The organism is Sphingobacterium sp. UT-1RO-CII-1 (assembly GCF_026711005.1).
GTDB lineage: Bacteria > Bacteroidota > Bacteroidia > Sphingobacteriales > Sphingobacteriaceae > Sphingobacterium.
This window is the reverse complement of the sequence record NZ_JAPPVJ010000020.1, coordinates 1-2,987: the sequence shown is the minus strand read 5'-3', so window position 1 is coordinate 2,987 and position 2,987 is coordinate 1. Positions and strand designations below refer to the sequence as shown.

The window sequence follows — 2,987 nt, the reverse complement described above, 5'->3', positions numbered from 1 at the left end:
AGGTGAGCTTCCAATTTTCGGTATATTCCTTTTCACCTATGACGACCTTCTTTGTCCATCCTGTTGGTGTTATTTCTATGATTACTTTGTTATCCATAGTTTCTTTCTCTTTTAGTAAATAGGGGGTAATGGTTTAATGTGTTAATCTTTCCCCAACAACCGTTGTAGTGTAGCTAGGCGTCCAATTTACTTCTATCTCAAACCCGCCCTCACACACGTAGCATTCTAGTGTAGTGTTTTCATTAACATAATTAATATCATGTTCAGTTCCACAATGAGGGCATGTGGGATTATCTGTATAGTGTGTATCAGGTTCGTTTCCGTTAAGTTTTTGGAATGCTCTTTGTCTAGCTTCTAGCTTTTTAGCATCATGGCAAGAAGGGCAAATCCACCCATGTCGACCGCCCCAAACTGAACCTTCGATTTCTTTTCGTGAAATACCACAACATGAGCATACATCGTGCTCATCACACTCAATGTAACTCGTACCTCTAGGCTTACCTATACATTCTGCACAACCACTTACCCAATACCATTCACCGTCGATAAGTTCTGCATACATCGCCTTATCGGTATCATGCGTTAGTATAACATCAGCATTTTCATTAGAAATAAAACTTCTGTTATTTGGGTTTTCTTCTCTAAACAACTGTGTCGATCCCGATCTAATCCTTTTCATAGTAGGCGTTAGTCTCTTATCGTTTATTAGTGTTTTAGCCATTGTCTACCTCCGTTATATTTAACACTTTTTTGAATTGATTAAACATTGATAGTTCATAGTTGACATCTTCGGGGTAATAGGTAGCTTCTTTGTTCCATTCTTGGTAGCATTCTTCACAATACCATCTAACAAGGACACAAACGATATAACCATTGAATGCAGCCTTACTACAACAGTCACAAATACCCATTCCGCAAAATTTGGTTGTCTCACTCATTGAGCAGGAAATAACCTTAAATCCTTTATCGTTTTTAATAATTTTAGCCATTGTCTTTACCTTTGAATTGAAAACTGTAATTGTTCTTTAACCTGTGATGACCTTTCTTTTACGGAGTTGTAAATCTTAGTGGCTGTTTCAACATCACCACATACAAGAGTAAAAGGGATATCAAAGCAGTGCCATTTACCTTTAGGAATATTCCCTGCGTCGCTGTGGTGGTGGTCATTCATAAAATCCCTTACATCTTGTGGGAAATCTATACCTATTCTTTTCTCTATCTCATTTACTGAGAGGTTTCCTAATAATATGCTCATATCTATAATTGATTGATTTATGTAAACTTGTATCTTTCATCTTCCTTAACTATTGTGGTTTTAAAAGGAAATGATTCGGTTGGCACTTTCTTTATTTGATCTATTAGTGTTTTAGATCCTGAGAAGCAGATGTGTTTTTCATCTTTATGCTCTATTTGCAAATGCAGGCAATCATTTGGAAAATGTATTGAGTCTTTCAACTTGAAAGCATGCACTACTATAGGTATATTGAGTATTCGTGATATTTTTATTTTGTCACCCGTGAAATTTGTAGTCTCAACTTTTATGTTGAAGTCGCTAAAATTTTTCATGTGTTGGTATTAGTTTTTTTATTAGGTTTTTACAATTTGCATGTTTGGCCCATCCTAGATAACTGGCTAGAGATTCTTTTGAAGCTCCTTTCTTAACCTTTCGGGCAAAGCGTTGCTTTATTGTTTTTCTAAGCCTAGTATGTGTGTGATAGTGGACGTATCCTAAGAAGTCAATACCTCTTGACGCCACAGGGAATACTTGATAGTTTTCTTTTACGTGTAGATTAAGATTCGATAATAGGTAATGTCTTATTTTGCTTAAAATACCGTGGAGATAGTCCTTGCTGTCTGAAAGAATTACTATATCATCCGCATAACGGTAGTAGTATTTAACTAGTAAACTTTCTTTTATCCAATGATCAAAGTATGTCAAGTAGAAATTAGCAAAGTATTGACTTAGATAGTTCCCTATAGGTATTCCGATTGCACTATCTATTATTCCGTCGAGTAGTTCTAGAAGGTCATTGTCTTTAAACTTTCGCCTTAGTAGCATCTTTAAGATATCATGGTCAACACTTGGATAGAACTTCTTAATATCTAGTTTTAGGCAATACTTTGTTTCTTCTTGATTCTTCAACGCCTTTGACAATCTCCTTGAAGCCTTATGAAGCCCCATTCCTTTAATGCAGCTGTAGGTGTCAGTCGTGAATGTCTTTACAAAAATTGGCTCCAAAACATTCATTATAGCATGGTGGACAATCCTATCAGGGTAATAAGGCAGTCTGTAAACCTCTCTTTCTTTTGGCTCGTATACTTTGAATACCTGGTACTCGGAAGTCTTGAATGTTTTGTCAAGGAGCATATTTTGAAGGTTAAGAAGGTTTATGTCTCTGTTATTTCTATGGTTGATCACGCCAAATTGCTTTGATTTTCCTTTGCTGGCTAAATCGTCCGCTAAATACAGATTCTGTATGTCGCAGATTTTCTCGTATAAATTTCCGTGTCTTTTCATGGCCTCTGTGTAATTCGGTCGTCTTCGGAGAAAACCTACCAACGACCTTTTAACATTTTGTTTTATGCAATGCTTGCAAGGTGCTATCCATTAATATTTTTACAGATATGGGAACTGACATTCGAATTCGTATTATCGTAGTTGTAGTCGTTGTACGAAAAACTGACTGACGAACCTACAGAACGCCAATGGATAGCCACCCTGTTTTATTCTAGTCTATGACCATAAAGTCACGGTACAAATCCAAGTGAGTTTTGCCGACATACTCCGCTATTTCTCTAGTGGGAAATACGAGGCGGGAACCGACAGACGAACACGTAAGACCGTAGCCGTAGCCGTCGCACGAAAAACCGACCGACGAACCTACAGAACCAGCGTTTTGATCGGGTGACATGTCAAACCAAGGATAGTATTTGTATTGGTCCCAGTCGTACCAATCGATTGTTTTTTCTTCCTGTTTCCATGATGC

5 protein-coding genes are annotated in these 2,987 nt (G+C 37.3%); all 5 read right to left on the bottom strand.

Features of this window, described 5'->3' with window-relative positions; translation table 11 throughout:
- Positions 1–133: 133 nt before the first annotated feature.
- The gene (locus tag ORI89_RS19110; RefSeq protein ID WP_268232125.1) at positions 134–679 is read right to left on the bottom strand and encodes a hypothetical protein; all 546 of its coding nucleotides are present in this window, start codon (positions 677–679) and stop codon (positions 134–136) included.
- Positions 680–713: 34 nt separating this feature from the next.
- Positions 714–989: a hypothetical protein gene (locus ORI89_RS19105; RefSeq protein ID WP_268232124.1), complete on the bottom strand. Its 276-nt coding sequence runs from the start codon at positions 987–989 to the stop codon at positions 714–716.
- A 5-nt stretch (positions 990–994) separates the two neighbouring features.
- A complete protein-coding gene (locus ORI89_RS19100) occupies positions 995–1,255 on the bottom strand; it encodes a hypothetical protein (protein WP_268232123.1) in 261 nt (86 codons plus the stop codon).
- Between the two features lie 297 nt (positions 1,256–1,552).
- Positions 1,553–2,518, bottom strand: coding sequence for an RNA-directed DNA polymerase (locus ORI89_RS19095; RefSeq protein WP_268232122.1), 966 nt, complete (start codon positions 2,516–2,518; stop codon positions 1,553–1,555).
- A 211-nt stretch (positions 2,519–2,729) separates the two neighbouring features.
- Positions 2,730–2,987 (bottom strand): hypothetical protein (locus tag ORI89_RS19090; RefSeq protein ID WP_268232121.1); only part of this gene is annotated, 258 nt, incomplete at its 5' end.

Coding starts and splice junctions, on each gene's coding strand:
- ORI89_RS19105 (WP_268232124.1), bottom strand. CDS start 989: ATGGCTAAAATTATTAAAAACGATAAAGGATTTAAGGTTATTTCCTGC.
- ORI89_RS19100 (WP_268232123.1), bottom strand. CDS start 1,255: ATGAGCATATTATTAGGAAACCTCTCAGTAAATGAGATAGAGAAAAGA.
- ORI89_RS19110 (WP_268232125.1), bottom strand. CDS start 679: ATGAAAAGGATTAGATCGGGATCGACACAGTTGTTTAGAGAAGAAAAC.
- ORI89_RS19095 (WP_268232122.1), bottom strand. CDS start 2,518: ATGAAAAGACACGGAAATTTATACGAGAAAATCTGCGACATACAGAAT.